This is a genomic window from Paenibacillus sp. FSL H3-0469, from assembly GCF_038051945.1.
In the GTDB taxonomy this organism is placed as follows: Bacteria; Bacillota; Bacilli; order Paenibacillales; family Paenibacillaceae; genus Paenibacillus_AQ.
Genome location: NZ_CP150302.1, coordinates 4,161,468 through 4,188,001, shown reverse-complemented (window position 1 = coordinate 4,188,001; position 26,534 = coordinate 4,161,468). Strand labels below are relative to the sequence as shown.

The following is a 26,534-nucleotide window of genomic DNA, read 5'->3' as shown; positions in this document are numbered from 1 at the left end:
GTGCCCAATTTACTTGATTTAACACTGGATGGACTAAAAAGAAGACTAAGTAAATCTTCTTTAAACGTTATTCAAAGAACTCAAGGTTATACACTAAACACTTCATGTTCCTTTTCAAAACCTGCATCTATAAGAGAAATTGATGATTTTCAAAAGGAAACTGGATTAATTCTACCTAATAGCTTAAAACTGTTTCTTTCAATCCATAATGGTGCAGAGTTATTTAAAGACGAAGAAGAGAAGGTCGAGCCATCGTGGTATGTTTTGGGACTTGATGAGATTGAAGATTATTTAGAACGTTATCCTGCCCCGTCTCATATCTACGTGATAGCTAAATATGATCAGACACTTATTTGTGTAAATGCCAACAGAGTAAAGGAAGGTAGGGAAGACTACCTACTCGATCGATCTGTTTATGATTCAGCAGAGTATGAAGGTGAACCAATAAACCTGAACTTTGAAATATGGTTTGATAGACTTATAACAGCACAAGGAGCTTTTTTTTGGTCTTGGAATCATAATTCTTAGAGATGACTTTAGATTTTTAATGACTGATATTTGGCGTCTTTGGCCGTTTGATGGGCTTTAGTCATGATATTTGTATTGTAGAAATCAGGCGAGAGTGAGACGCACTGCGGCGCTTAACCGGGGTGTACCTCCTCTCGCTTTTCCTATTTTGAATAGTGATCTATGATGGGCGAACGAAAGCCAACCGACTTCGAACTTCACTTTCCCCAAGCCGCATCGCCAAAATCGTCGGAACCCCGTTTGTTCTTCAGTTGTCCAAATAAACTTTTTGGCATCTTCATTAGACATACCGCTAAGATGTAGTCTTCTTTATAATCCGCAACCTCTCCAGTGACCCAAACAGCGGTCCGTTCGCAGAGCATCCAACCAAGTGTGCACGTTGGCCTTACTCAAAAATAAAGAGCTGTCCCAAGAATCCATTCAATGAATTTTGGGACAGCTCCTTCCATTTGTTATGGTTCTATACCGTAAATGAGCGTGCCGTTATGGTATACAGTGATCCGGTCATTGGCGGTGAAGCTGGTTAGCAGCGGCCGGAAGGAGTAATCGTTAGCCTGGCTGTAATTCGCATAGTTATCCTTGTGAATGCGGAACTGGATCTCTCCGGTCGAGCCGGAAGCAGCCAGGTTGCCGGCCCCGTCCTTGAAGGAAATTTCAGCGTAGGCATCGGCATCAGGGGCCGGCGCTGTGAGCGGGACGATGGTGGTCTGGATATTGTTTTTGCCGACGACGGCGTAGTCAATCTCCATGGTGTGTGCGGTGCTGCCATCCTGCGTGAACCAGTAACGGATCGTGAATTGGCTGAGCGGGACGGGAACGGTGGAAGTGCTCTTCAGCTGAAGACTTGCCCGGATAGAGCCCACATTGTTGCCGGTCTCATCACTGCGGTAGAGCGGAGTGGCGGTTATAGGTCCTGTCCCGGGGCCGCCGGGCTGTTCAATAGGAGGGAAAGTGACCGTTTTCATGATCCGGTTCAGCATGAGCTGCTTCGGCCGGTTCCAGGTTGCCCAGTCATCCTGCAGCAGACCGCCGGTATCCCCGCTGTTGGGGTTCAGTGTCCAGTAGGTCCAGTAGAGGTCATTCGTGCCGATGTAATCGACTAGTTTATTTTGCCACTTCCCTTCCACCGAGAGGGTGTCCACGCTGCGGCCTCCGAATTCACCCATGATTAGAGGGGCAATGTTCTCTTTGCTGATATAGCCCCAGGTCTGATCCCATATCGCAGGCAGGTTTGCCGGAAAAGCAGGATCGCTGAACCACGGCTGCTCCGCCACCCCGGGACCGTAATCATGCGGGGAATACACCACTTGATTCGGCACGGTAAGCGTTACCGGATAATTCCGCACCCCGGTCAGGTTGCCTCCCCACCAGTACTTGCTGGTGTTACCCTGCACATTCTGCTCGATCCCTTCGACGATGATCAGCCAATGCGGATTCACCGCAAGGATGGCATTCCCTGCCCGCTGGGCTGCGAGCCGCCAGTCTGTGCTGAGATCACCGGTCCCCCAGCTTGCCGGGCCATGAGGTTCATTATGCAGGTCGGCACCGATCACCGTAGGATTATTCGCATATCGTGCAGCCAGCATCACCCAGTCACTGATCCAGCGGGATTCAGGATATGCGGCCGTATACCAGAGCGTCGACTGCCCGCCGGAATCGGGGCGGTGCCGGTCCAGGAAGATTTGAATGCCGCGCTGGCCGGCTTTTTCGATTAAGGTATCCATAATTTCGATCGGAGTCAGACCGGCCAGGTCCGGGTTTTTGGCATAATCAATGCTGTTGGCCTGGGAAGCGGGGTCGAACATTTGACTGCTGAACGGCAGGCGAATCAGGTTGTACCCTTCTGCGCGGACCTGATCGAGCACATCATCCATGGAACGCGACCATAATCCGTGCGGGGAATAGTTCGGCGTCTCGAAGCCAAACCAGTTCAATCCGTTGAACACGGCCGGGTTCCCCTGCGAATCTACAATCCGGCTGCCCGAGGTGTGATAAAAAAGCTTCGCTGCCCCCTCAGCCTTCACCGGCTGTCCGGCAATAGCGGCGGTACCTGCAAGCAGTGTTAGAGCCAAAAGCATTTTCCCCAGTGTCCTGAAACCAAAGGTCATTCATCTTCCTCCTCGTATATGGTTCTTGATAAAGCCGAACTTTATATCATACGGGTAAAATGAAAACCTATTCATCCCGGACAGGTCTGAATTATGGGAAATTATTGAATAAATTAGGAGCGCCTTACCGGCGTCGCCGTATCTCTCCTTAGTGGCTATTAAAATCACAAATTACAAGAATCACATCTAGCTTAAAAAGGGAATTATTGCTATAATTACTAATGTAAGCGATTGATATCAACAGAGCGTATACATACAGTTACAGCCTTAACGGGTACAGTCAGCAAACTATTCAATCCGAGAGAGGAGATTAAGAGAATGTTTAGAATGAAAGCTATACAATGGGCAGCTATCGGGTCGCTTGTCGTGTCTTTATTTGTGGGGTCGCTGGCGGTGGGCGGGGAGAGGGTGTTCGCTGCCGATTGCTCGGCCGGGTATGTAGCACTAACGTATGATGACGGTCCGAATCCAAGCACCACGACGAATCTGCTTAATGCTCTGCAGCAGAATGGCCTGCGGGCCACGTTCTTCAATATCGGGCAGAATGCGCAGAACAATCCCTCGCTTGTACTGGCCCAGAAGAACGCAGGAATGTGGATCGGCAATCACTCCTGGTCGCATCCTAATCTGACACAGTTGGGCGCTTCCCAGGTCACGTCTCAGATTACGCAGGCGCAGCAGACGCTGCAATCCATTACCGGCACTGCTCCGAAGCTGTTCCGTCCGCCGTACGGGGCGACTAACGCGACTCTCAAATCCATTGAGGCCCAGAACGGACTTACCGAAGTGCTCTGGAACGTGGATTCTCAGGACTGGAACGGAGCGGGAACCGCCCAGATCGTGGCCGCTGTGGGCACGATGAAGAATGGGGATGTCATCCTGATGCATGACCAGTATCAGCCCACGCTCCAGGCGGTTCCGCAGATTGCGCAGAACCTCAAGAACCGTAACCTGTGTTCAGGCATGATCTCCCCGTCCACCGGCAAGGCGGTTGCGCCTGATGGCGGCAATGGTCCTGGCCCCGCTGCAACGAAGGTAGAGGCGGAGAGTATGACTAAGGCGGGCCAATATACTGCTAACATCAGTTCCCCGTTCGCTGGAGTCGCTTTATACGCCAATAATGATTCCGTGAAGTACACTCAGAATTTCACCAGCGGCACCCATAATTTCTCCCTGCGCGGAGCCTCCAATAACGCCAATATGGCCAGGGTGGACCTCAAAATCGGCGGGGTGACGAAGGGGACCTTCTACTATGGCGGAAGCAGCCCCGCGGTCTATACGATCAGCAATGTCAGCCATGGAACCGGCAATCAGGTGATTGAGCTGGTGGTTACCGCCGATGACGGGACTTGGGATGCTTATATTGATTATCTGGAAATCAACTAAAGCTACAATATTGAAGGGGGTGCCCCAGCCGGCTAGAACATAGCTGACGGGGCACCCCCTTTTATAGCCCAATCCTTCTCTGTCAGTCTTCAGATCTGCTACAGCTCCCTCAAGGCAACTGTACATAGAATGTCACGGACTCTCCGGCCACGCTCTTTGCATAGATCTTCCCTTTATGCTGGTCCACAATCGACTTAGCGATAGCCAGACCCAACCCGTAGCCGCCCTGCTTGCGCGCTCTGGAGGTATCCGTACGGTAAAAGCGGTCAAAGATCCGCGACAGATGCTCCGCCGCAATGCCTTCCCCCGTATTCGTGACGGAGAGGAGCACACCGGTGTTCAGCTTATAGAGCGAGATGTGTACAGAGCCCTTGGGATTCGTATATTTCACTGCGTTATCCAGCAGAATCATCACCACCTGCTTGATCTGCTCGCTGTTGCCCGGCACGGTAAGGCCCGGCTGGATGTCATAATCGAAGGAGAGATTCTTCTCGAAGATGACCGCCTCCATGGTCAGAATAATATTCTCTGCCGCCTCGCTCATGTTGAACCTGCTGTGGAGCTTCCCGGTCCGCGAGTCATCCATCTCCGTCAGGTACAGCAGATCGCCTGTCAGCCGCGTCATACGCTCCGTTTCGGACTTGATATATTGCAGCCACTTTGCCTGATTACCGATTGTATCCTCACTGTTCGCCAGCAGCACATCCGCGTTGGTGTTAATGATCGTCAGCGGCGTCTTCAGCTCATGGGAGGCGTCGGCAATGAACTGCTTCTGCTTGTCAAAAGCCTCCCGCACCGGCGCAATCGAGCGTCCCGCAAAGTAGCGGCTGGTGAAATAGAGGATGACCAGCGTCAGCAGGCCGACAGCCGCGAAGGTATAGATCAGGTTCGTCAGGATCTGCTGCTGGGCGGTGATGTCCATGAAGACAAATTGTTGTCCGCTGCTTGCAGGCTTCACCATGAAGATCCAGCGGCTGCCGTCCAGTGTGAACCGGCCGGTGTCCTTGCCCTGGCTGAGCGCCTCCTTCAGCGCGGCGGTATAGAGTTCATCGTCCATGGTGAACTTCGATTCCTTGCCGGTCAGCGTGCCGCTGGCATCGGTCTGCACCTTGAAGGAGACGGAACGCTCCGGCTGGTAAGGGTCGATTGGCCCCTGGCCCGCAGGCATTGCCCCGCCGCCTGAACCGCGCGGGCCTTGTCCGTCGCCCGGACCCCGCTCTTGCATGTCCGCAATCCGGTGGAGCGCCATATAGATGTCAGCCTGCACATTGCGGTACGTGAAGATGTAGATGGCGGCGAAGGCCACCAGCATGATAATGGAGATGGTGACCAGATTGACAATCAGGAACCGGGTGCGGAGTTTGTTGAACATCAGGCACTCCCCTCCAGCACATACCCTACGCCCCTAATCGTGCTGATGCGCACCTCCGAGTTCAGGAAGGCCAGTTTTTTACGCAAAAAAGAAATATAGACCTCCACGTTGTTATGCTCCGCCTCGGAATCGAACCCCCATAGCTTCTCAATGATCTGCTCCTTCGAGGTGACTGCCTGCTTCCTTAGGATCAGCAGCTCCAGCAGCTCTGTCTCCTTCAGATTCAGCTTCATCTCCTTGCCCTTCACCGTCAGCTTCGGGTTAGCCGTATTCAGCTCCAGATCCCCGAATTTCAGGGCATCGTCTGGAATCACCTCGCCCTTACGCCGCAGGGCAGCCCGGATACGGGCCAGCAGCTCCTCTGAAGCGAACGGCTTGGCGATATAATCGTCAGCTCCATGATCGAGTCCGGTCACCATGTCGGTGATCTCTCCTTTAGCGGTAAGCATGATGACCGGTGTGGAGAAGCCGTCCTTGCGCAACTCCTTCAACACGCTGATTCCATCCAGCTCCGGCATCATAATATCCAGCAGCAGCAGGTCATAGATCCCGCTCTGCGCATAATCAAGACCGGAACGGCCGTCGTGGACTGCGTCTACTGAATAATGGTGCTTTTTGAGGATTTGGGTTAAGGCCTCCGCCAGATGGATCTCGTCTTCTACGATTAATATTCTCATGGGATGGCTCATCCTCTTCTTAAGTAATGGATTTGCTGCTGCTGCCATTATATCAAGGGGACCTTTAATCAACCTTAATCCATTTAAGATTCGTTAAAGGTTCGGGGGATAAGATACATCCATAAGCAAGCAGCACCCATTAATACTCCCCTGAAAGGATCTGATCTCCATGGCCATTGAGGTCTTCAACCGTTACGAGAACAAGTATCTGTTCGACCATGAATCCTACCTGAAGCTCTATCACGAACTGCTGGAATATATGGAGCCTGATGCATACAACAAGCAGCACGAATATTATTCCATCACCAATCTCTATTATGACACCCCGCAGAATTCCCTGATCCGCAGCAGCCTGGCGAAGCCGAAGTATAAGGAGAAGCTCCGCATCCGGGCCTACGGCATTCCTGAAGGCGACACCAGAGTCTATCTGGAGATCAAGAAGAAGGTGCTGGGCCTGGTCAACAAAAGAAGAACCCCGCTGAAGCTGGATGAAGCCTATGCCTTCATCGAGAGCGGCAGGGAGCCTGCATTCGAGAGCTATATGAACAAGCAGGTGATCGAAGAGATCAAGTACCTGCTGACCCGCTATGATCTGCAGCCGAAGCTGTATTTGTCCTATGACCGTAAGGCTATGTTCTGCAAAAATAACCGCGATCTCCGCATCACCTTCGACACCAACATCCGCTGCCGCCGGTATGATCTGAAGATGGAGCACGGCGTGTATGGCGAGGAGCTGCTGGAGCCGGGACAATGGCTGATGGAAGTGAAGGCAGAGAAGACCATTCCGGTCTGGCTGGCCAAGATGCTGTCGGAGCATCAGATGTACCGCACCAGCTTCTCCAAATACGGCAACGAATATAAAAAAATGCTGCGAAACAGCCAATCAGAAAGAGAGCGTGTCCGCTATGCTTGATTCGATATTTTCCGTAGCTGAGTCTACTTCGGAACTAACCTTCATGAATGCTGCCTTAACCATGGTCATCGCCATTATCCTCGGCGGTCTGATCAGCTTCACCTACATGAAGACGAGCCCTGCCGGATACTCACAGAGCTTCACGCTGACCATGGTTCTGCTGCCGGTTATTGTAGCGATTATCATCCTGCTTATCGGCAGCAATGTGGCCCGGGCCTTCAGCCTGGCGGGCGCCTTCTCGATCATCCGGTTCCGCAGCGCCCCCGGTGATCCGAAGGACATCACTTTCGTCCTGTTCACTATGGCCTCCGGGCTGGCCTGCGGCGTAGGAGCATTCGGTTATGCAGTATTTTTCACCCTGCTTCTCTGCGTGTTGATGGTCCTGCTTAACCGGACGGGCTTCGGGCGCAAGCAGTCGATGCACAAGACACTGAAGGTAACGATTCCTGAGAATCTGGGCTATGAGGAAGCCTTCGCGGAGGTCTTCAACACCTTCAATGTGGCCTACGAGCTGAAGAAGATCAGAACCACGGAGCTGGGCAGCCTGTATGAGCTGGTCTATGCCGTAACGATTAATGAGCAGACAAGCCAGAAGGAGCTGCTGGACGCCATCCGTACCCGCAACGGGAACCTGGATCTCTCACTGACCATGGCGCCCGTCATGAACGAATATTAATCCGCTACAGGAAGGGAATGATGACTGATGAAGAACAGATTAACAGCCGGTAAAATTGGACTTATGCTGCTATGCGCCGCAGTTATGTCGGCATGCAGTGCAAAAGCAGCTACGCCATCCGATACAAGTAACAACGTGAGTACAACAGCTGAGGCCGTTCAGAGCAGTACCTCTGCCGCGGTGCAGCCGGCAAGTGTGAAGACAGCGGATCTTGTGGCCTGGGAGGAAGAGGATGCTGTAACCGCCTGGACGGCAGCGGATTCTACCGCTATAACTCTGGCTGGAACTAATGCCGTGGTAGATGGCGCAGGTGCCACAGCGCAAGAGGGCACAGTGACCATTACGGAGGCAGGCACTTATGTGCTCAGCGGCACACTAAGTGACGGACAGATTATTGTAGATGAGCAGGCAAAAGGTACTGTAAGACTCGTGTTGAACGGTGCCCACCTGACGGACAACGATAATGCTCCCGTCTACATCAAGGAAGCCGGCAAAGTAGTCATCACCTTGCAGGAAGGCACGGATAACAGTGTGACAGATGGAGCTGCGTATGTATTCGCAGATGGAGCTGAGGATGAGCCAAGCGCTGCGCTCTTCAGCAAAGCGGACCTGACGATTAACGGCACCGGCAAGCTGACGGTCACCGGCAACTACAACGACGGCATCACCGGCAAGGATGATCTGACAATCATATCCGGCACCCTCGAAGTGAAGGCAGCGGATGACGGTATTGTCGGTAAGGACATGATTGCCATTCAGGACGGCAATATCACAATTCATGCCGAAGGCGACGGCATCAAATCGACCAATGACAAGGATGCCACCAAGGGCTTCATCGCCATTGCCGCCGGAACCTTCGACATTACAGCCGGTAATGACGGGCTTCAAGCGGAGACCGCTGCTGTCATCGACAGCGGCACCTATACGCTGGTGACTGGCGGCGGCTATGTGAACGCCGAAGTGAAGACCGGCGGTCAGGGCGGGCCGGGGATGGGTGGCGGCGGCTTCGGCCAGCGGCCGGAAGACGGCAGCTTCCCTGCTCCGGGAGAAGCCGGGGGTACGCCGCCTGCGATGGATGCTGCGCCGGCGGCTGACCAGCCCCAAGCAGCGGAGAGCAGCACCGCGGCAGCGGCACAGACTGACACCGCAGCAGCGGCGGAGACGGAATCCGTCAGCGCCAAAGGGATTAAGGCAGGCGGGGACCTGACGGTGAACGGCGGAAGCTTCACGGTGGATGCCGCAGATGATGCGCTGCACAGCAACAGCAGTATCTCGGTAACGGATGGAGAATTCCAGATCGCTACAGGGGATGACGGGCTTCACGCCGATGCTCTGGTCTCCATATCAGGCGGCACCGTCAATATTACGGAGAGCTATGAAGGGATAGAAGGAGCGGACATCACCATATCCGGCGGTGAGATTCATGTGACAGCCACAGACGATGGCGTCAATGTGGCTGGAGGCAACGATACCAATGCGGCAGCAGGAACGCAGGCTCAGGATTCGTTCAGCAGCACCGGCAGCAACCTGCTGACCATCAGCGGCGGGACCCTGACCGTAGATGCCGCAGGCGATGGCCTGGACTCCAACGGCTCAGTGACTATGACCGGCGGCACCGTCATTGTGTATGGCCCCGAGAACTCCGGCAACGGCGCCCTGGATTATGACGGAGCCTTCAACATCACCGGCGGATTCCTGGTAGCCGCAGGTGCATCAGGAATGGCACAGGCTCCGGGCGAGGACTCCGGCCAGTATTCGGTAAGCGTGGAATTCGCAGCAACTCAGCAGGCTGGAACGATGGTTCATCTGGAAGATGCTGACGGCAAGGCCATTCTGACCTTCGCTCCGGCGAAGAGCTTCCAGACTGTAGTGGTCAGCGCTCCAGAGCTTACGGACGGCTCTTATACCGTCTACACCGGAGGCAGCTCTACCGGAACAGCCACAGACGGATTGTATACCGGCGGGACGTACAGCGGGGGCAGCAAATTTGTTGCTTTTGACATCACCAATACGGTGACCTGGGTGAATGCTTCGGGTGTAACCACAGGCGGAAGCAGTATGGGCGGGCCGGGAGGCGGCGGCTTCGGCGGCGGCAGAGGCAACAGAGCCGGAGGCGGACCTGGCGGAGCAGGAGGCACGCCGCCTGCGGACGCTGGTACAACGAAGCCAGCAGATGCGGGTACGACGAAGCCGGCCGATGCGGGCACTACAGCTCCAGAGGGTGCAGGTACTAGCACGAATTAAGCGGGACAGTATAGAAGAGACTATCCATTAGCGGATAGTCTCTATTTTTGCACAATATTAAGTGTGATCAGCGGCTACATGAAGTCGAAATAGTAGCGGATGACATGGAAGAATACCGGTGCGGTGTAGGCAAGACTGTCTACGCGGCTCAGGTAGCTTTTTTGCAGCGCTGCGAATTTGTCGTCATCCCCGATCAGCAGATCCCGCTTGAGTACGGAGACTGTCAGGCTGCCGAAGAAGCCGCTGAGACTGATCAGCATGCCGGAGAGATAGCCAAAGGCCGGATTCAGCGGTGTAAGATGAGAATAGCTCAGGTACGAGACTGCTGTAGTCACCACGAACGCGCAGACGAAGCCTTCCCAGGTCAGATGGGGATTCGCGGTCGGAACGATCCGGTGTTTGCCGAAATAGATCGAAGCCAGATAGTGAATGGCATCATTGAGCTGAGTCAGCACCACCAGGAAGAGGACCAGACCTGCCCCGTACTCCGGAGTGGCGAACTGGAAGTAAGCCAGATGGCTGAGCCCGAATACCATCAGCATCAGTCCCCACTGGGTTGCGCTGACACTGCGCAGGAAGCCTAGCGTGCCTTTGTTGATCAGCCGGGGAAGCGGCAGCAGCAGGAACACATAGACCGGAATGAAAATAATGAACATCCCGTACCACTCAATGTAGATCCAGTAGAATTGCAGCGGAATGGACAGGTATGCCCAGAGGAACAGCCTGCGGTCTGCTTTTCGGGTGCGGATCATGGAGAAGTATTCCTTAAGGGCGAAGAAGCTCAGGACCATCAGGGACAGCAGGGACACCAGGGCGTTGGACAGGGTAGCCAGGCAGAAGATGAACAGCATGCCCCACCAGGTTCGGATGCGGAAGCCGATTCCGGTATAATCCTTGTCCTTCTGTAGTCTGCTTACCACAAGATACAGCACATGGATCACCGATAGAGCTGCAAAGATTAGAACTAGTGTGAATAAAGAACGGTTCATTACAATCACCAACTTGTCTCGGGTATCATTTCAATATAGGGATTTTATGCTAAAATAGACAGAGCGTCCAGCTTATTATGAAGTAAAACAACTGACTTGATAAGGGGAAATATTGTAAATGTCAGCAGATCCATCGGTGTACATCATGCTCACCAATACGGGAACGCTGTTCACGAAGCTCATTCAGGGGTATACCAAAGCGCCGTATAATCATGCCTCGATCTCGTTTAACAGGGAGCTGTCCGAGCTATATAGCTTTGGAAGGAAGCATCCGGCCAATCCGCTGAACGGCGGGTTCGTGAAGGAGGATATCCGCACAGGTACCTACAGTAAATATCCAGAGACGACTTGCGTCATCTACGAGCTTCAGGTTACGGACCGTGAGGTTGAGAAAATGAAGCGGGTGCTCCAGGTCTTCATCCGCAGCCGCCAGAAGTATCTCTACAATATCCTCGGCGTCATCGGTATTGCACTCAAGGAGCCGGTGGAGTTCAGTAACTCGTATTTCTGTTCGCAGTTCGTTGCCGAGATTCTGGAGCGCTCGGGCATTAAGCTATGGAACAAGCTGCCAGCGCTTGTCACCCCGGATGATTTCCGGCAGAGCGACCGGCTGCATCTGGTCTATTACGGCAAGCTGAGCGAATACAAGCCCTCCAGCCAGTAGAGAAGTCCTCGTTCCCGGTAGGGGAGGGGACTTTTTTTTTTAGGAAATAGTTATAGAGGAATCCTGCAAAAAGTGCAACAATTCTGCTCCTTACAAGCGGCTGGTGAGAGAAAGCGCCATTATCCGTCACCTGCAGGGTGACTTTATTTATACAAGAAGTTTACTTGGCTTATTCCGCCCGGAGTGTGATATTTTCAGGGAAAAAGGAGCGTGAAGCAAATGGTTCATGCTAAGGATGTGCTGGCCAATCAGTTGCTGGCTGGCGCCAATGACCCCAGCTGGCATCTGCCGTATATGCAGGCAACAGAGGAAGTTACAGAGGAGGAAGCCTTCTGGAAACCCGGCCAAGGGCTGTACAGCATTGCCGAGCTTACCGCTCATCTGCTGTACTGGAATGAAGCCTGGCAGACCCGGTACCGGGAGGGGCATATGGATGCCGTGCCTCCGGTGGGCGATAATCGTCTGAGCTTCGTGCTTCCTGCGGATACTTCCTTCGGTGAGCTTCGCGGCAGACTGGTGGACACAATGCTGGCCTGGCAGGACCTGTTGTCCGAGGAAGGGCTGGAAAACCAGGTGAACGGGTTCCCGGAGCCGGCGGCATGGTGGGAGCTGATCAGCAATGCGGCGACGCATAATGCCTATCATATCGGCCAGATCGTATTGCTGCATAAGCTGTACGCGCAGGCCCGGCAATAGGAGCTGCCTTCAGGGGCATAGCGGCCCGGTGAGCGGTATAACCCGGACAGACAGACTGGCTGAGACTTCCCGTGCCGGTCTTTTTGCTGTGCAGAATACCTTAACCTGTAATTAACTGGAGCATGTGATATTCTTGGGATAAAGGCTTACAGAAGGAAAAAGAGAGGGAATCATATCATGATTGAGAACATCATCAGAGGTCTGGAAGCAAGGTATGCCTGCCGGCTGGAACGGCTGACAGGGGGATATACGAATCTCACCTATCTGATGGCGGGGGCGGAGCCGCCGCTTGTAGCCAAAATAACAAATATGTCCAATGAAGATACGCTCAATGAGGTTGAGGTCATGCGGCTGGTACAGGGAAGCTGTGATACCCCGGTGGTGCATGAGGTGGCAGAGATGGACGGAATGCGCATCATCATTATGGACTGCATGCAGGGCGGGAACGCCCAATCCGTTCTGGATGCCAGGGACTGGTCAAGAGCCGAGCGGATCTACAGCAGAATGGGGCAGCTGCTGGCTGCCCAGATTCATTCCCGATCTTATCAGCCGCAAGAGACACAGATCCGGATCAGCAACAGGTCAGCACTGAGTGAGGTGATTCAGAAGCTGGAATTCGTCCCCGCCGCTCTCGGCAGGCAGTCGCTTCACCTTCTGTCTGCTGCGGAGGCCGGAGAGCTTCCTTGGGTCCTGACCCATGGCGATTACGGAGTACATAATCTGCTCTGTGAAGCCGATGATCTGCTGCATGTGCTGGACTGGGAATGGGCGGAATGGGGCAGCCCGCTGAATGATGTAGCCTGGGTCTGCTGGTTCACGAAGCACCATTATCCCGTACAATCCGTACTGCTCAACACGGCCTTCATGCAGGGCTATCTGTCTGTTAACCCGTTATCCTTCACTGCGCACCAGATGAAGGCGGCGAGTCTGTACAGGGTATGGAATATCCTGCACCGCCTGCAGATAGCGCCCAAGGAGGTGCAGCGTGAATGGGTCAGACGTCTTGAATGGACACTGGATGAGGACTTCGCAGAGCTGCATGGAATCCGCTAAGGTAGATGCTTTTGCTGGTGCTTGTACTTTGTAGCTTGGAACGCCTGAGTTGTCCGGGCTGATCAGTCCTCCGGCACCACGACCTGAATATGGCGCGGAATGGTGCTTAAGCGGATCGGCAGCGGCGGACCCTGCTCGCCGTCCACATTCGTCTGTACCGGCTCGGTGGAGCGGACGGAGACCTCCTTGGCTGTAAAGTAGATGACATCCTTATGATTCCGCAGATTGCCTAGCAGCAGGGAGATGCTGACCGTAACGGAATTCAGCAAGTGCAGGTCTTTGACGATGAAGCAATGGAGCAGGCCGTCATCTACAGCGGCAGCGGGGGCAAGCTTCTCGAAGCCGCCGACGGAATTCGTCAGCGCAGCAATGAACAGCGGGGAGGAGCCTTCCCAGATCTCCCCGTCGTGAGTAATCGTCAGGGTATGTGCAGTATTGCTGGCCAACTCCTTAATGCCCTCCTTTAGATAAGCAAGGAACCCGAGCCGGCTCTTGTCTTCGGAGCTAACCGAGGAGAGGGAGCCTGCCAGAGAGCCTGCGGCCACCACATTGACGAACAGCCGGTCATTCAGCCGGCCCATATCGACTCTTCGGGTCCGTGGCGAAGCCAGGCTCTGGATTGCCTCTTCAGGAACAAGCGGAATCTGTAGCGCGCGGGCGAAATCATTGACGGTGCCCATCGGCACAATGCCAAGTGTGGGGCGGTGCTGCTGATCTGTGAGGCCGTTCATCGTCTCGTGGAGTGTGCCGTCTCCTCCAATGGCAACCACCAGATCATAACACTCGGCGCAGGCCTGAACGCAGAAGGCGGTTGCGTCTCCTTCCCCTGTGGTCTCCTGGACGGTAACCTGATATCCTGCACCTTGCAGCACCTCTTCCGCTGCTTGGATACAATCCCGCGCCTCTGCCTTGCCCGACGACGGGTTCATGATGACCATGGCCTGCTGCATACTGCACTCCTCTCTGTTGTAACCGGATTAATATCCATTAACCAACTAAGTATAGCGTTTGAATCAAAAGCGCCAAAGGGCGCAGTGTCCCTTTGGCGCTGAGCGATATATCTGCCGCAGCAGGCAGCGGCTATCTTCCTTCGATCCGCCGTCCATAAGATTCGGCGTAGGCCGCGCTGCGGAACCTCAGAATCGGGTCATCCGAGAGAAGCATGCCGGTTGTAAGGATCGTAGGGTCCATGAGCAGATACTTCGGATCGGGGTAGATCTCGGAAATATGCAGCCGGCCGAGATCGATTCTGCGGCGCTCTTCGGGCCAGGCGCGCGTGGGATCGTCCGTAGCATCGCCTTCCTCGCCCAGAACGGCGACAAGCTGGAAAATGGCCGGTTCATCCTTCAGGCGCAGCTCCAGCTCCTCCTCCAGATAGCGGTCCGGCTGCTGCGCAGCCTCTTCCAGCGTCAGTGTGCGCACGCCCTTCTCGGGAACCCACTCGAACCGGACAGGCTGTTGCCTGCCTTCGGCATTGACCAGCACATAAGCATGTATGCAGTAGTAATGACATTCGGCATAGCTGGCAGGCGGCATCAGCCGCCGCACTGCGAGCAGGGCCTCCTTGCTCTCGCTGAAGTGGCTGACAATCTCCTTCATCAGCTCAATCGGTCCGAGTGTCCCGGTCCGCAGCCGGTGGGCCATATGTACAATGTCGATGAAGGACTCAGGAGTCCGGGCAAAAAAGACAGGGACGCTCACTCCAACCAGATTTGTAACCTCGCCATCCGGCAGGATGAATTGGACAGCCATTCCCTTGGCAGGAGAGAGCAGATCCGCCAGTGCCGGATCGGTCGAGCTCCCCGAGAAGCGGATAATGGCGTTCACCTGCTGCTCCTGCAGGTGTTCCGCCTCCGTGAATTCCTTTCCCAGTCCGCTAGGCCGGAAGAAGCCGCGGCAGCAGACTCCCGCCGCATGGGCACGGCGGTATCCGGGATGGACACCGGACAGGTTCTCGATCGCGTCTACCGCCTCGGCGGCCAGCCCTTCAGCCGCAGCTTGCTCCCCTGCCGGCAGTTGTCCGTCCAGTTCAGCTTCATTCTTGCCCTCATTCACGCTCATACCCCTCCCGCATATCCATTGAAATGGAATAATCTACATCCTAATTCTTACCACACCGGCCATTCATCTAAACTGCTTCTCGTAAACATCCACTTCGTTATTGTGGTTATCGGTCGCTCTTCTGACCGGGGCGAACCCGTTTCGGGTCCAGAAGGCCTCCCCGGCCTTGTTCTCCAGCTGAACGGCTAGTCTGACGGCGCTGAGGCTATGATTCCTGAACATTCGCTCCAGCTCATGTACGGCGGTTTTTCCGATCCCCTGCCGGCTGTATTGCCGGTGAATCACCAGCAGGCCGATCCACGGATAATGATCCGCGCTATAGTCAGGCAGGTAGGTGATCAGACCGGCAATCCGGTCATGGCTTCTGATGTATAGCATTTTCTCCCCCATAGTGAGGTTGTTGCGGTTCTCCTCCTCCAGCTCCAGGGGCTCCAGAAACGCCTTATGCAGGACCATCTGGTTGAATTCAGGCTGAGAGTTCAGGATGGAGGCCTGAATATCCAGACTCTCCGGCGCTAACGGGTCCAGTACTGGTTCTAACCAAATCATATCATCACCCGCTTAAAATTAATTATATATCTAATTAGATATTAATATAATTATATGAACTATTCAACTACCATGCGCAGGAATATGCTAAAATAAAGCAGACTTACCCAATACAACATGCATTAAGCAGAAATGGAGATTATTAATCAATGAATGAATTACCGAATTGCCCGCAGTGTGGCTCTGTGTATACCTATGAGGATGGAGCGCTGCTGGTCTGCCCGGAGTGTGCCCATGAGTGGTCTCTGGATGCAGCGGGCGCAAGCGGCGAGGATGAGAAGGTAGTGAAGGATGCTAACGGCAATGTCCTGGCTGACGGAGACACCGTAACGGTGATTAAAGATCTCAAGGTCAAAGGCAGCTCGTCCGTTCTGAAGATAGGCACGAAGGTGAAGAATATCCGTCTGGTGGACGGCGACCATGATATCGATTGTAAAATCGACGGGTTCGGCGCAATGAAGCTGAAATCGGAGTTTGTGCGCAAGGCCTAGCATGAAGCTGATGCGGAAGAGATGGAAATAAGGCACTTGTCAGATTAAGTGCCTTTTTTCCAACTGTTACTCCTGAATGCGACATTTGCTTAGGCAGCAAGTGTAGAAAATCCAACTGTTACAGGGGACCGCTGAATTCCCGCTTTCTCTCCCCGCTATAGAATCCGCCGCGCGGTAACAAACCGCTGCTTCCACTTGCTGCTGAAATCCTCCATATGTACACCCTGCTCCTTGGAGTAGGTATGCAGTATCCGGTTATTTCCGGCGTAGATGGCTACATGTCCGATGTCGAGACCCCTGGCGGTGAAGAAGAGCAGATCTCCGGTGCGCAGCTCGTCCAGGCCAACCTTCCGGCCTTCATCTGCCTGATCGTAAGAGACGCGGGGAAGCTCAATCCCAAGCGTATCCCCGAATACACGCTTCACAAAAGAAGAACAGTCGAACGTATTCGTCTGGTTCGGAGAAGCGCCGAATTCATAAGGGGTATTCAGGTATTTCTTACCTGAAGCAATCAGGGCTTCCCCTTGCTTCTGCAGCAGGGAAGGGCTTCTGTAATCCGTGAATTTCGGCTTGGAAGATACATATCCTCTCATATGATCTGTGGTCCGAACCTCCAGCCAGAGGGCATTAACCTCACGGATGACATGGACCTTGCTTCCGGCGGGCAGCAGGCCCAGACTGGTGGCGCTGCTCCCGGCATCCGGGGTGCTGCGCAGGTTGACCCCCCAGGTGACCGAGGTCTCATAGGCGGACGCCGAGGAGATAAGGACAGAGCCCGAAGCCGGCTCCCAGCTCACCTCGCTGCCCAGGGCTTCACTGACGAAGCGCAGGGGAATCATACTGTAGCCTTGCGATAGTTGTCCCGGTACCGCCAGCTGGGTGGTCTTCCCGTTCAGCAGAGCAGTGGACGAGCCTAAGGTATAGGTAAGTGCAGTGCCGCCTTTGACGGCAGTTACGGTCTTGCTTGCGTTGTTCCAGGAGAGCTCAGCCCCCTGGGCCTCGAACAGCCCCCGCATGGGAACCAGTACAGTCCCGCTGATGTTCAGCGGCCGGGTCTCCGGCTGAAGCTGCTGCCCGTCCAGGTAAATGGAGATGGGCTGGGGTGAGGGTGCTGCATCTGCATGGGCATTACCGCCCGCCGTAGCGGTCAGGGCCAGTCCTAGCAGAGACAGCAGTATAGTTGTTCTGGTTGTCATGGATTCATCACCTTATGGATAGATTTAACTCTCTCCAGTTAGACGCGATTGGTGTGAATTGGTTTTGTGCCAATTGTTGGCAACGTTTCGCAGACAAGGCTGTAAGAACCGCGCTTGACATCCGCTAGGATGCAGATTACAATCTAACCAGTTAGTTATAAATAGGAATAGGGGGTAACAACCATAACCACAACTGGGAACAAACGCAGCGCCAAAATCTACGATGCCGCCCGGACCCGGGGCGTTATCCTGGATGCAGCCGAGGAGATCTTTGCCGAGTCCGGCTTCTCAGCGGCACGGATTGATGCCATTGCGAAGGCTTCCGGGTATAACAAAAGCCTGATCTACCAATATTATGGCGACAAATTAGGGTTGTACACGGAAGTGGTCAAGCGGGCGGACCAGGTTAGTGAACAGATCACCGGCTCGTTCATCAGCGAATTGCTGAAGGATGAGCAGCAACTCAAGGACCCGTCCGCATTCAAAAATTTCGTGGATTACTGGACCCGTCAGACGGTCTCCTTCCTGCTGGAGCACCGGACTTACCTGAGAATCCTGTTCTGGGAGGCTGCGGAAGGCTGGAAGACCTTGAATCAGATCAGCTACCGTCTTGACGATGATCCTCAGATGTATAAGGTTGCATTGGCCGCCCAGAGGAACGGAATCCTCCGCCGGGATCTGGACCCCGCACTCTTTCCGATGCTGGCCATGAACATGATTGCTATGACACTGCAGTCGTCTTCAAGGTTCGAGCACGTGTTCGGCAATCTGGATTCCCCGCAGAATAGAGAGCAGGCCACCAGTCAGATCGTACAATTTATTATCCATGGCGTCATGGAGCCGTCTTTACTGTAAGGGGCGGCTTTTTCTTTTCAGTAATTATAAACAACTAGTTAGTTTTAAATGAACAGATAAAGGAGAATCAGAGATGGAGAAGGCACCAAAGGGAACCAATCTAATCATGGCTATTCTAATTATCGGGACAATGGCGGGGCTGTTGAATCAATCCTCGCTGAATACGGCACTGCCTAACATTATGGGTGAGTTCCGGTTGTCTGCGAGTACCGTGCAGTGGTTAACGACCGCTTTTGCACTGGTGACGGGTATTGTTGTTCCGATTACAGCTTATCTTATTCAGCGCTTCACGACGAAGCAGGTATTCGTCTTTGCGATGGGCATGCTGACTGCGGGGACGCTTCTGTGTGCGGTTTCCCCGAGCTTCGGCCTGCTGCTCACCGGAAGAATTGTGCAGGCGGTCGGAGTGGGCATTATGCTTCCCCTGGTCCAGACCCTGACGTTCATTCTCATCCCGGTAGCCAAGCGCGGGTTCACGATGGGGCTGATCGGGCTGGCGATTAACTTCGCTCCGGCGATCGGACCTGTGCTGAACGGCTGGCTCGTGGAGGATCATTCCTGGCGCTTGTTGTTCTATATTCTGGCTCCTTGCTCGCTGCTGCTTACGCTCCTGGGCGTGTTTCTGGTGAAGAACGTGACGCCACAGGTAAAAAGTAAGGCCGACGCGCTCTCCATGACGTTATCCTCGCTCGGCTTCGGCGGTGTGCTGTACGGATTCAGTGTCTCCGGCAGTCAAGGATGGGGAAGCACCGAGGTGCTAATTTCCCTCGCGGTCGGGTTCATCGCACTCTGCCTGTTCGTGTGGCGGCAACTGAAGATGGAGAATCCTCTGCTGGAGCTGCGGGTGTTCACCAGTTCTGCCTTTACGATGGCTACAGTAATCAGTATGATCCTGATGATTATCATGCTGAGCGCGCAGCTCCTGCTGCCGCTGTATATGCAGACCATGCTTGGCTATACTGCGCTGAAGTCGGGTCTGATGCTGCTGCCGGGTGCGATTCTGATCTGTATCATGTCCCCGATAGCGGGAAGAATATTCGATAAAATAGGTGCCAGAACGATGGTCATCACCGGAATCAGCCTGACGGTCATCTCTGCACTGTTGTTCTCCAATCTGACGGAGCACACGTCCTATATGTTCCTGATGGTCGGCTACTCTCTGCGGATGGCTGGCGTCAGCCTGACCCTGCTGCCCGTCATCACCAGCGGAATGAATTCACTGCCGCCTGACTTGATCCGCCATGGTATCCCGGTGAATACCACACTGCGTACCGTCGCCGGTTCCATTGGAACCGCCCTGCTTGTCACTATTATGACCTACAGCGGCGGCGGCCTGAAGCAGACAGGCGATGTCCATAGCTTAATTCACGGAATGAATGTGGCTTCTATGGTCACCACAGGCGCCGCGGTGGCTGCGCTGATCCTGTCCTTGTTCCTCAAGCGCAAGGAGGCTCCTGCGCCTGCGGAGATTGCAGCGAAGGGCGTTGCTGTGAAATAACCGCTCATAGAATGCAGGGCAGCCCTTATCCTCAGTTCAAATAAAATACCTTCTGTTGCAAGAGATCGAGCGCCCGCTCGGTCTCTTTGCGTTCCTCAGCGCTCAGAGCCGCAATACGCTGCTCGAACCGGACAGCGATCTGTCCGAAGGCCTCATTCATCAACGCCTCGCCTGCAGCGGAGAGCGTAATTCCCTGTCTGCGGCGGTCAGCGGGGTCGGTGATGCGGGTACATAGCCCTTTTTCGCTAAGCTTCTTCAGCTCCCTGCTGGTATTGGGCATCGACATGTTCATGCAGTCGCTGATCTCGCTGAGCGTAACAGGCTGGCTGACGGCGATGTATTCGACAATCTTATATTGCAGCGGCGTTAAGCCGTCTGAGTTCACATCTTTGGAAATATCGTTCGTTATTTGATGGACGGCGGCAGTGAAGGCTATAAATTTCTGAAATAGATGGTTGTTGTCCATAAGATCACCTCAGAGGTCACGATACCAGAATAATTATCAAAAAACAATTATCATTTGACAAGTAATTTACGGCTGTGCTATGTTTTGGTTATCAAATGACAACTAAAGGGGAATACCACTGATGAATACACTTGTGATCTACACCCATCCGAACCATAAGAGCCTGAGCTACGCCTTCCTGGAGGAAGTACTGCGCGGCAGCAAGGAGAATGCCAAAATTACGGAAGTGAAGGTGCTTGATCTGTATGCGGCCGGATTCGATCCGGTCCTGGTGTTCAATGAAAATCGGCGCAGACGGGATATGTACCGGGAACCGGAGCTTGCAGAGTACAGGGAGCAGCTGCTATGGGCCGATCAGATCGTGCTGGTCTATCCGATCTGGTGGGGACGCCCGCCAGCGATGCTGATGGGCTACATCGACCGGATGTTTGCATCGGGCTTCGCCTACCGGGATAAGGGCGGACTTTTGCCTGAGGGGCTGCTCAAGGGGAAGAGCGTAATCTGCATTTCCAGCATGAAGGGGCCGACCCACTACCCGCTGCTGTGGCTGGGGAACTCGCATAAGATACTGATGCGCAAAGCCCTGTTCAACTACGTGGGCATCCGTAAGGTGAAGTTCTTCGAATTCGGTAACATGGAGAGCAAGAAGGGGAAGCATAGCAAGAAGCTGGAGCAGATCTACCGCTATTTCAAGACAGTGGGCTGAGGACGAAACATTTGGTTTGACATTCGGCCAACTTGTAACTACAATGGTTACATGATTAGTAATTACCGCTGTCAACGTGAGCTTTGATAGCCGGGATTGAAATACAACAACCCAAATGGAGGAATGAAGAATGAAGATCGCATTAACAGGAGCAACTGGCCAGTTTGGTTCCATCGTAGCAGAGACTCTGTTGAAGACCGTACCCGCTGAGAATATTGTAGCCAGTGTCAGAAACCCGGAGAAGGCAGAAGCATTGAAGGCACGCGGCGTCGATGTCCGCCATGGCGATTTTGATCAGCCGGAGACACTGGATACCGCTTTTGCCGGAGTGGACCGCCTGCTGATCGTCTCGGCTGACGGCGACAATGACACCCGTATCCGCCAGCATAAGGCAGCTGTAGATGCCGCTGTCCGTGCAGGTGTAGGCTTCATCGTCTACACCAGTGTAGGCGATGCTGATAACAGCTCCCTGTTCCTGGCTCCGGTACACCGTGCCACAGAAGAGTTCATCCGTGAATCCGGTATTCCGTATGCCTTCCTGCGCAACAACTGGTACCTGGAGAACGAAGCCGGCTCCATTCAGGCCGTGAAGGCCGGCGCTCCTTGGCTGACCTCAGCCGAAGACGGCAAGGTAGGCTGGGCTACACGCGGCGATTATGCTGAAGCGGCAGCGGCTGTTCTGGCTGGAGAGAGCCGTGAGAGCGTCATCTACGAATTGTCCGGCACTCCGCTTACCCAGGCAGAGCTGGCAGCGGTGGTCGGCGAGGTTCTGGGCCAGGAGGTTGCCGTGCAACAGGTGGATGATGCCACCTATGCGAAGGTAATGGGCGAAGCCGGTGTGCCGGAAGCGGCGCTGCCGATCGTGGTTGCCATTCAGGCAGCCATCCGTGATGGTGCGCTGAATATCGAGAGCGGCGACCTTGCGAAGCTGCTGAACCGTCCGCTTACCCCGCTGAGTGAAGGTGTACGCGCGTTGCTGGCGTAACTCAATCTGCAAGCAGGTTATATTATTACAAGAGGCTGCCTGTTCCGGTATTTGATACCGGCGGGCGGCTTTTTTGTGTATAGGAATTCTGATTTCTCGGCTGTTGAGGGTGGTGTTTATTTTTTTAGCCGGGATTGTGATCCAAACCTGAATTCGCTGCGTTTCAGTATATGTATAGGCAAACAGGCAACGTGAACAACACATATTACACCAATCTAAGGAGTGAAGTGAGATGAAGATGAAGAAATTAGTCGTTCCGATGTTAAGCTTGACCCTGATGATCCCTGCGCTGGCAGGTGCGGAGGCAGCCCCGGCAGCCGCGATGATGAAGGCTTCGGTGAATACACCGGCTGCCGAGCTGAGAGCAGGCCTGGATTATCTGCTCTCCGAGCATTTCACCCTTGCCGTAACTGCAATGACGACGGCTTATGACGGCACCAAGGACGCGGCAGCGGCCTACCAGGCGCTTGATCAGAACGCGCTCGATATGCAGCCCGCCATTGCTTCACTGTACGGCGATGCAGGAGCGGCAGAATTTGAACGGATTTTCCGTGCACATAACAAGTACACCGACGATCTGGTGAAGGCGACGAAGAACAAGGACACGGTGGCCGTCAAAGCAGCAGAAGATAAAGTTAGCGGCTTTGTAGACGAGTTCGGGAATTTCCTCGGCACGGCAACAGAGGGCAAGCTTCCGGCAGCTGCCGCGAAGCAGGTTATCCGCAGTCATGAGAACCATGTCCAGGAAGTGTTCGAGGATTATGCAGCCGGCGATTACAAGGGCGCTTATGAAGCCTACCGTAAGGGGTACGCAGAGATGTTCGGCATCAGCAAGGCCCTGTCCAGTGCGATTACTACGCAAATGCCTGCTAAATTCGAGAATACCAAGGCAGATACCAAGGCTGCTGATCTGAGATCCGCACTCAACCAGTTAGCGGGTGAACACTTCGCCTTGTCCGTCCTGCAAATGCAGGAGCAATATGACGGAAGAGCGGCTTCCAATGCGCTGATTGCAGCCGAAGCCATGAATACGGCAGACTTCAAGGCAGCCATTGCTTCCATCTATGGTGCGGACGGGGCGGCGGCCTTCGAGAAGATCTGGGTCACGAATCATGTGAATGCCCAGGCTGATTTCGTATCAGCAGTGAAGAACAATGATGCAGCGGCAAAAGCGGCAGTGGAAGCGCGTATCGCCGGCTTCACCACTGAATTCGCAGCCTTCCTTGATTCGGCTACAGCAGGCAATCTGCCGAAGTCAGCGGGGCAATCTGCACTGACCACTCACGAGAACCAGGTGCAGCAGGTGCTTACGCAATATGCAGCGGGCAGCTATGACGCTTCTTATAAGACGAACCGCGAGGGCTACAAGACGATGTTCGGTGTAGGCCAAGCGCTGGGCAATGCGATTGTTACGCAGTTCAACGACAAGTTCCAGGATGCAGCAGCACCCGCACCTGCAACACCGGCAGATCCTGCTTCCATGGTGAAAGTCTGGATGAAGGTGGGCAGCGGCGTCCTGAACATTAACGGACAAGTAACTCAAATGGATACCAAGCCGTTCATCTGGAGCGGAATGACCTACATCCCGCTTCGCTACCTGAGTGAAGGCATCGGGGCAGAGGTCAAATGGGATAAGCAAGCGCAGCAGGTTACTATTATGGCAGGCAACGACACCCTTGTATTCTGGATGAATAAGGACTTCATGGAAGTCAACGGCATGAGAAAATCCGTCGGCGCCAAAGTCTTCGTGAACGACGACAACAGAACCGTAGTTCCTCTTCGTTTCATCACCGAATTGCTGGGCTGGAACGTACAATGGGGCAATGCAGATCAGTCTATTACTTTGACTAAGAGTATGTAATTAAGGTGCAGAAGTTAACCCTCTATATTAGGCCAGGATTAAACCGAGGCCAAAAGTAGATCAAACCCGCAAGCGGCTCACTGTAACAGGTGCCGTTTGCGGGTTTTTGTTGCGCGCGGAATCCATATTTTACATTGACAACCTATCAGATAAGGAAGGTTCCACACATGAACAGCACCAGCCTTTTGGCGTACCTGTAGTAGTTATATTTGTCGTATGGGAGCGGTTCCCGTATCATGTACATTAATTAGGCAACAGACCTTCAAATCTGAATTATCGCAGGTGATCCTATCCGAATTTCTATTGAGCATATTAGCAGGGAGCAGCAAGAGGAAATCATCATCAGATGCTATGAAGCAACTGAAGAGATCAGTCAGATAGTACATAAGCTTAAGGCAGAGACCCTTGTCCTACTGGGAGTCCAGGAAGAGAGGGTCAGCCGCATTAAGCTCAGTGATGTCTATTATTTCGAAGCCGTGGACGGTAAAGTATTCGTCTACAGCGAGAACCAGGTGTATGAAGTGAAGCAAAAGCTGTATGAGCTGGAGGAGCTGTGCCGGGACAAGAACTGTTTTCGCGCCTCCAAATCAACGATTCTGAATATCGCCAAGATCGAGAGCGTGCGTCCGTCCCTCAGCGGCAGGTTCACGGCACTGCTTGATAATGGGGAACGTGTAGTCATTTCAAGACAGTATGTACCCGTACTCAAACAAAGACTTGGATTATAAAGGAGGGGTCACAGCATGAAGCGTTCTGAGGTTGCCAAAGACATCATCCGCGATTTTCTGGTTATCTTCGCATCCATCATCATTATCATTACGGTGCTGCGGCAGATTTTTATCCCGGAACTCGCCTTTGACCTGATATCCATCTATACGATTATGGGCTTCTCCCTGCTTGGAGCATTGACAGGCTTGATGTTGTACGCTCCTGAAGAGGTGAGCGAGCGGGCGATGCGTGTTAGAATTGTTATTCATTTTCTCCTGCTGGAGCTTCTGTTGATCACCCTTGCCAGCCTGATCGGAGCTGTGGCCAGTGTATCCGCTGCACTTCTGTTTGCCCTGCAAATCGCTGTAGTCTATGCCATTGTCCGTCTGCTGTCCTATGAGAAGGATAAGAAGGAAGCGGAGCAGATTAATGAGCGGCTGAAGGCGGTGAAGCAGGAAGTCCGCGAGTAATCCTGGAGTTAACCCCCGTTTCATGAAGAATTTTTGCATCTTATTGCCCTGTAGCTACAGCTTACCGTAAATGGGTATACACCCTTTTCGCAGTTTTTTATGATGAGATCATCATCTGACGCGAAAAGGAGAATCCCTATGCACAGCCGCATTAAGCTCATAAGCTGGATTAGAATTACCCTGTTTATCGTTTTCGTTATTCTGACATGGTCCCCCGTTATCGATTGGAGCTTCAGTTGGGTATTACTGGCGGTATTACTGTTTGTTTTTGCGCTGAAAGGCTCGGTGGATCTGATCCGCAAGAAGACAGACGTGAGACCGTTCAGGCGTTCAACCCGGGTGTGGAAAAGGCTGCTAACCGCTGTGGCGCTGCTAATCGCACTTATCCCGCCTATTCTGTTCCCGCAGTACCGTGCACCTGAAGTGACCGGGGAGTATGAAGTCAGTACGGCTGTATACACCTATACAGACCCTATCCGAGTAGAGGAGTTTACAGATACGGGGGAGCACCGGCGGGTGAATGTGGAATTCTGGTATCCGCGCCATACGGAGGGCAAGTATCCGCTGATCGTCTTTTCTCATGGAGCCTTCGGGGTTAGAGAGAGCAACGCTTCAACCTTCACGGAGCTGGCCAGTCACGGCTATGTTGTGGTATCCATCGATCATCCATACCATTCTTTTTATACACAGGGTGTGGACGGGAAAGTCACTACGGTTAATGCAGCGTATATGCGGGAGGTTAGCGATTCTAACAAAGATGGAGTGTACACCGTAGAAGAGTTGTACGGACTTACGCGTAAATGGATGAAGCTGCGGACCGCGGATATGAATCTGGTGATTGATAATATTCTGGAGAAAGCCGCCAGTAGCGGAGACCCCGTGTACCAACGGATAGATACGGAGCACATTGGCGTAATCGGCCACTCTATGGGTGGTGCGGCAAGCGTCGCGCTTGGCCGGGAGCGCAGCGATGTGGATGCTGTTGTGAATCTGGATGCCCCGTTCTTCACCGAGCTGGTTTATGACCGGAAGATCAATGATCTGGCTGCCACTAATGAGCCCTACCGCGTACCGCTGCTGAACCTATATACGGACGATGTGTGGAGACAGCTCGGGAAGAACTCGGCTTACGCAGCGAATAACAACGCCAATCCGAACTTCAAGGACGCGTATACCGTTCATTTTGAGGGGGCCAAGCACTTAAGCCTGACCGACCTGCCGCTGTTCTCCCCGATACTTGCCAATGTGCTTCAACACGGACGGGCGGATATCGATAAGTATTACTGTATTGAGACGATGAATAGGCTGATTCTTGAATTTTACGACTATACGTTAAAAGGCACTGGGCAGTTTGCACCGCAGGCGGTGTATTGAGGGTGAAG

26 protein-coding genes are annotated in these 26,534 nt (G+C 53.6%); 17 read left to right on the top strand and 9 right to left on the bottom strand.

The window, feature by feature from the left end:
* Positions 1-528 (top strand): SMI1/KNR4 family protein, encoded by a 528-nt coding sequence (locus NSS83_RS18305; RefSeq protein ID WP_341183401.1) that lies wholly within the window; start codon positions 1-3, stop codon positions 526-528.
* 452 nt (positions 529-980) lie between these two features.
* Here NSS83_RS18305 and NSS83_RS18300 read toward each other — a convergent pair whose 3' ends face one another.
* Positions 981-2,636, bottom strand: coding sequence for a cellulase family glycosylhydrolase (locus NSS83_RS18300; RefSeq protein WP_341183402.1), 1,656 nt, complete (start codon positions 2,634-2,636; stop codon positions 981-983).
* 318 nt (positions 2,637-2,954) lie between these two features.
* Here NSS83_RS18300 and NSS83_RS18295 point away from each other — a divergent pair, with 318 nt between their 5' ends.
* Positions 2,955-4,022: a polysaccharide deacetylase family protein gene (locus NSS83_RS18295; protein ID WP_341183403.1), complete on the top strand. Its 1,068-nt coding sequence runs from the start codon at positions 2,955-2,957 to the stop codon at positions 4,020-4,022.
* Positions 4,023-4,131: 109 nt separating this feature from the next.
* Here NSS83_RS18295 and NSS83_RS18290 read toward each other — a convergent pair whose 3' ends face one another.
* Both NSS83_RS18290 and NSS83_RS18285 read right to left on the bottom strand, forming a co-directional pair.
* Positions 4,132-5,394 (bottom strand): HAMP domain-containing sensor histidine kinase, encoded by a 1,263-nt coding sequence (locus NSS83_RS18290; RefSeq protein WP_341346210.1) that lies wholly within the window; start codon positions 5,392-5,394, stop codon positions 4,132-4,134.
* The gene (locus tag NSS83_RS18285) at positions 5,394-6,071 is read right to left on the bottom strand and encodes a response regulator transcription factor (protein ID WP_341346209.1); all 678 of its coding nucleotides are present in this window, start codon (positions 6,069-6,071) and stop codon (positions 5,394-5,396) included. The genes NSS83_RS18290 and NSS83_RS18285 overlap by 1 nt, the downstream gene beginning before the upstream one ends.
* 169 nt (positions 6,072-6,240) lie before the next feature.
* Between NSS83_RS18285 and NSS83_RS18280 the strand changes: the two genes are divergently transcribed.
* The 3 genes from NSS83_RS18280 to NSS83_RS18270 are packed head-to-tail and all read left to right on the top strand — an operon-like array spanning position 6,241 to position 9,904.
* Positions 6,241-6,984 (top strand): polyphosphate polymerase domain-containing protein, encoded by a 744-nt coding sequence (locus tag NSS83_RS18280; protein ID WP_341346208.1) that lies wholly within the window; start codon positions 6,241-6,243, stop codon positions 6,982-6,984.
* Complete coding sequence (locus NSS83_RS18275; protein WP_341183407.1) at positions 6,977-7,660, top strand: DUF4956 domain-containing protein; 684 nt, start codon at positions 6,977-6,979, stop codon at positions 7,658-7,660. Before NSS83_RS18280 ends, NSS83_RS18275 begins: the two co-directional genes overlap by 8 nt.
* Before the next feature lie 27 nt (positions 7,661-7,687).
* On the top strand, positions 7,688-9,904 hold the full coding sequence (locus NSS83_RS18270; RefSeq protein ID WP_341183408.1) for a carbohydrate-binding domain-containing protein: 2,217 nt from the start codon (positions 7,688-7,690) through the stop codon (positions 9,902-9,904).
* Positions 9,905-9,978: 74 nt separating this feature from the next.
* On the opposite strand, the gene NSS83_RS18265 is transcribed toward NSS83_RS18270, so the two are convergent.
* The gene (locus NSS83_RS18265) at positions 9,979-10,893 is read right to left on the bottom strand and encodes a phosphatidate cytidylyltransferase (protein WP_341183409.1); all 915 of its coding nucleotides are present in this window, start codon (positions 10,891-10,893) and stop codon (positions 9,979-9,981) included.
* A 118-nt stretch (positions 10,894-11,011) separates the two neighbouring features.
* On the opposite strand from NSS83_RS18265, the gene NSS83_RS18260 reads away from it, so the two are divergent.
* From NSS83_RS18260 to NSS83_RS18250, 3 genes are all read left to right on the top strand, one after another.
* On the top strand, positions 11,012-11,557 hold the full coding sequence (locus NSS83_RS18260) for a hypothetical protein (RefSeq protein WP_036691837.1): 546 nt from the start codon (positions 11,012-11,014) through the stop codon (positions 11,555-11,557).
* A gap of 219 nt (positions 11,558-11,776) precedes the next feature.
* Positions 11,777-12,253 (top strand): DinB family protein, encoded by a 477-nt coding sequence (locus tag NSS83_RS18255; RefSeq protein ID WP_341346207.1) that lies wholly within the window; start codon positions 11,777-11,779, stop codon positions 12,251-12,253.
* Positions 12,254-12,430: 177 nt separating this feature from the next.
* Positions 12,431-13,306 (top strand): phosphotransferase, encoded by an 876-nt coding sequence (locus NSS83_RS18250; RefSeq protein ID WP_341346206.1) that lies wholly within the window; start codon positions 12,431-12,433, stop codon positions 13,304-13,306.
* Positions 13,307-13,368: 62 nt separating this feature from the next.
* On the opposite strand, the gene NSS83_RS18245 is transcribed toward NSS83_RS18250, so the two are convergent.
* The 3 genes from NSS83_RS18245 to NSS83_RS18235 form a co-directional block, all read right to left on the bottom strand.
* A complete protein-coding gene (locus NSS83_RS18245; protein WP_341346205.1) occupies positions 13,369-14,256 on the bottom strand; it encodes a YegS/Rv2252/BmrU family lipid kinase in 888 nt (295 codons plus the stop codon).
* Positions 14,257-14,386: 130 nt separating this feature from the next.
* The gene (locus NSS83_RS18240; RefSeq protein ID WP_341183413.1) at positions 14,387-15,361 is read right to left on the bottom strand and encodes a catalase family peroxidase; all 975 of its coding nucleotides are present in this window, start codon (positions 15,359-15,361) and stop codon (positions 14,387-14,389) included.
* Positions 15,362-15,430: 69 nt separating this feature from the next.
* Complete coding sequence (locus tag NSS83_RS18235) at positions 15,431-15,916, bottom strand: GNAT family N-acetyltransferase (protein WP_341346204.1); 486 nt, start codon at positions 15,914-15,916, stop codon at positions 15,431-15,433.
* 149 nt (positions 15,917-16,065) lie between these two features.
* Between NSS83_RS18235 and NSS83_RS18230 the strand changes: the two genes are divergently transcribed.
* The gene (locus NSS83_RS18230) at positions 16,066-16,407 is read left to right on the top strand and encodes a zinc ribbon domain-containing protein YjdM (protein WP_341346203.1); all 342 of its coding nucleotides are present in this window, start codon (positions 16,066-16,068) and stop codon (positions 16,405-16,407) included.
* Between the two features lie 155 nt (positions 16,408-16,562).
* On the opposite strand, the gene NSS83_RS18225 is transcribed toward NSS83_RS18230, so the two are convergent.
* Entirely contained in the window at positions 16,563-17,603 is a 1,041-nt protein-coding gene (locus NSS83_RS18225) for a stalk domain-containing protein (RefSeq protein WP_341346202.1), read from the bottom strand.
* 183 nt (positions 17,604-17,786) lie between these two features.
* On the opposite strand from NSS83_RS18225, the gene NSS83_RS18220 reads away from it, so the two are divergent.
* Both NSS83_RS18220 and NSS83_RS18215 read left to right on the top strand, forming a co-directional pair.
* Entirely contained in the window at positions 17,787-18,458 is a 672-nt protein-coding gene (locus tag NSS83_RS18220; protein WP_341348742.1) for a TetR/AcrR family transcriptional regulator, read from the top strand.
* 73 nt (positions 18,459-18,531) lie between these two features.
* The gene (locus NSS83_RS18215; protein WP_341346201.1) at positions 18,532-19,956 is read left to right on the top strand and encodes a DHA2 family efflux MFS transporter permease subunit; all 1,425 of its coding nucleotides are present in this window, start codon (positions 18,532-18,534) and stop codon (positions 19,954-19,956) included.
* Positions 19,957-19,987: 31 nt separating this feature from the next.
* On the opposite strand, the gene NSS83_RS18210 is transcribed toward NSS83_RS18215, so the two are convergent.
* On the bottom strand, positions 19,988-20,422 hold the full coding sequence (locus tag NSS83_RS18210; protein WP_341346200.1) for a MarR family transcriptional regulator: 435 nt from the start codon (positions 20,420-20,422) through the stop codon (positions 19,988-19,990).
* Between the two features lie 121 nt (positions 20,423-20,543).
* Here NSS83_RS18210 and NSS83_RS18205 point away from each other — a divergent pair, with 121 nt between their 5' ends.
* From NSS83_RS18205 to NSS83_RS18180, 6 genes are all read left to right on the top strand, one after another.
* Positions 20,544-21,128 carry an NAD(P)H-dependent oxidoreductase gene (locus NSS83_RS18205; RefSeq protein ID WP_341346199.1) on the top strand — a complete coding sequence of 195 codons (585 nt, stop codon included), beginning with the start codon at positions 20,544-20,546 and terminating at the stop codon, positions 21,126-21,128.
* A gap of 130 nt (positions 21,129-21,258) precedes the next feature.
* Positions 21,259-22,113, top strand: a complete 855-nt coding sequence (locus NSS83_RS18200) for an SDR family oxidoreductase (protein WP_341346198.1) — start codon at positions 21,259-21,261, stop codon at positions 22,111-22,113.
* A 232-nt stretch (positions 22,114-22,345) separates the two neighbouring features.
* On the top strand, positions 22,346-23,974 hold the full coding sequence (locus tag NSS83_RS18195) for a copper amine oxidase N-terminal domain-containing protein (protein WP_341183419.1): 1,629 nt from the start codon (positions 22,346-22,348) through the stop codon (positions 23,972-23,974).
* A 272-nt stretch (positions 23,975-24,246) separates the two neighbouring features.
* Positions 24,247-24,702 carry a LytTR family DNA-binding domain-containing protein gene (locus NSS83_RS18190; RefSeq protein WP_341348741.1) on the top strand — a complete coding sequence of 152 codons (456 nt, stop codon included), beginning with the start codon at positions 24,247-24,249 and terminating at the stop codon, positions 24,700-24,702.
* A gap of 15 nt (positions 24,703-24,717) precedes the next feature.
* Positions 24,718-25,152 carry a DUF3021 family protein gene (locus NSS83_RS18185; RefSeq protein ID WP_341183420.1) on the top strand — a complete coding sequence of 145 codons (435 nt, stop codon included), beginning with the start codon at positions 24,718-24,720 and terminating at the stop codon, positions 25,150-25,152.
* Positions 25,153-25,290: 138 nt separating this feature from the next.
* Positions 25,291-26,526 (top strand): dienelactone hydrolase family protein, encoded by a 1,236-nt coding sequence (locus NSS83_RS18180; protein ID WP_341183421.1) that lies wholly within the window; start codon positions 25,291-25,293, stop codon positions 26,524-26,526.
* The last annotated feature ends 8 nt before the right edge of the window (positions 26,527-26,534 follow it).

Bases quoted from the DNA above. Each gene is read 5' to 3' on its own strand.
- NSS83_RS18300 (WP_341183402.1), bottom strand. From the start codon at position 2,636: ATGACCTTTGGTTTCAGGACACTGGGGAAAATGCTTTTGGCTCTAACA.
- NSS83_RS18295 (WP_341183403.1), top strand. From the start codon at position 2,955: ATGTTTAGAATGAAAGCTATACAATGGGCAGCTATCGGGTCGCTTGTC.
- NSS83_RS18290 (WP_341346210.1), bottom strand. From the start codon at position 5,394: ATGTTCAACAAACTCCGCACCCGGTTCCTGATTGTCAATCTGGTCACC.
- NSS83_RS18285 (WP_341346209.1), bottom strand. From the start codon at position 6,071: ATGAGAATATTAATCGTAGAAGACGAGATCCATCTGGCGGAGGCCTTA.
- NSS83_RS18280 (WP_341346208.1), top strand. From the start codon at position 6,241: ATGGCCATTGAGGTCTTCAACCGTTACGAGAACAAGTATCTGTTCGAC.
- NSS83_RS18275 (WP_341183407.1), top strand. From the start codon at position 6,977: ATGCTTGATTCGATATTTTCCGTAGCTGAGTCTACTTCGGAACTAACC.
- NSS83_RS18270 (WP_341183408.1), top strand. From the start codon at position 7,688: ATGAAGAACAGATTAACAGCCGGTAAAATTGGACTTATGCTGCTATGC.
- NSS83_RS18265 (WP_341183409.1), bottom strand. From the start codon at position 10,893: ATGAACCGTTCTTTATTCACACTAGTTCTAATCTTTGCAGCTCTATCG.
- NSS83_RS18260 (WP_036691837.1), top strand. From the start codon at position 11,012: ATGTCAGCAGATCCATCGGTGTACATCATGCTCACCAATACGGGAACG.
- NSS83_RS18255 (WP_341346207.1), top strand. From the start codon at position 11,777: ATGGTTCATGCTAAGGATGTGCTGGCCAATCAGTTGCTGGCTGGCGCC.
- NSS83_RS18250 (WP_341346206.1), top strand. From the start codon at position 12,431: ATGATTGAGAACATCATCAGAGGTCTGGAAGCAAGGTATGCCTGCCGG.
- NSS83_RS18245 (WP_341346205.1), bottom strand. From the start codon at position 14,256: ATGCAGCAGGCCATGGTCATCATGAACCCGTCGTCGGGCAAGGCAGAG.
- NSS83_RS18235 (WP_341346204.1), bottom strand. From the start codon at position 15,916: ATGATTTGGTTAGAACCAGTACTGGACCCGTTAGCGCCGGAGAGTCTG.
- NSS83_RS18230 (WP_341346203.1), top strand. From the start codon at position 16,066: ATGAATGAATTACCGAATTGCCCGCAGTGTGGCTCTGTGTATACCTAT.
- NSS83_RS18225 (WP_341346202.1), bottom strand. From the start codon at position 17,603: ATGACAACCAGAACAACTATACTGCTGTCTCTGCTAGGACTGGCCCTG.
- NSS83_RS18215 (WP_341346201.1), top strand. From the start codon at position 18,532: ATGGAGAAGGCACCAAAGGGAACCAATCTAATCATGGCTATTCTAATT.
- NSS83_RS18210 (WP_341346200.1), bottom strand. From the start codon at position 20,422: ATGGACAACAACCATCTATTTCAGAAATTTATAGCCTTCACTGCCGCC.
- NSS83_RS18205 (WP_341346199.1), top strand. From the start codon at position 20,544: ATGAATACACTTGTGATCTACACCCATCCGAACCATAAGAGCCTGAGC.
- NSS83_RS18200 (WP_341346198.1), top strand. From the start codon at position 21,259: ATGAAGATCGCATTAACAGGAGCAACTGGCCAGTTTGGTTCCATCGTA.
- NSS83_RS18195 (WP_341183419.1), top strand. From the start codon at position 22,346: ATGAAGATGAAGAAATTAGTCGTTCCGATGTTAAGCTTGACCCTGATG.
- NSS83_RS18185 (WP_341183420.1), top strand. From the start codon at position 24,718: ATGAAGCGTTCTGAGGTTGCCAAAGACATCATCCGCGATTTTCTGGTT.
- NSS83_RS18180 (WP_341183421.1), top strand. From the start codon at position 25,291: ATGCACAGCCGCATTAAGCTCATAAGCTGGATTAGAATTACCCTGTTT.